Annotated in this window: 1 protein-coding gene; it reads left to right on the forward strand. The window is 67.1% G+C overall.

From position 1 onward, the window contains the following. A partial coding sequence (locus AC27KI_RS26925) for an aldehyde dehydrogenase family protein (RefSeq protein ID WP_487091515.1) occupies window positions 1-310 on the forward strand: 310 nt, incomplete at its 5' end. Window positions 311-574: the final 264 nt, after the last annotated feature.

Consider the following 574-nt stretch of genomic DNA (forward strand, 5'->3'; position numbering starts at 1 on the left):
AGAGATCTTCGGCCCCGTGCTCACGGTGCAGACCTTCGACACCGAGGAAGAAGGCCTGGCCCTGGCCGCGCACGCGCACTACGGCCTGGCGGCCGGCGTGCACACCGCCGACATCGGCCGCGCGCTGCGCGCCATGCGCGGCATCAGCGCGGGCACCGTCTGGATCAACCGCTACGGGCGCAGCGCGGACTTCGTCATTCCCACCGGCGGCTACCACCAGTCGGGCATCGGCAAGGACCTGGGCCGCCAGGCCGTGGAGGCCAACCTGCGCTTCAAAAGCGTGCTCATCGACTTTGCTGCGGCGCACTAACGGTGCACGGTTGCACGCCGGCGGTGCAGACCGCACGGCATGCCGCAAGGCCCCCGGCAAACCGCAGCTTTCGCGCGCCGCACCCCTGCATTTCCCTATGACACCCGCGAAACCGCGTGCTTCAATCACTTCGTAATGACACTGTCGCAAATGCCAAATCAGGCGCTGCGAACCGCCCCGGTCGGTGACCGGCCCAACCCGAGGATTCCGAGACCATGACCTTCCGTCCCAAGTACGTGACCTTCGACTGCTACGGCACGCTCA

Source organism: Acidovorax sp. KPB24-03 (genome assembly GCF_057546605.1).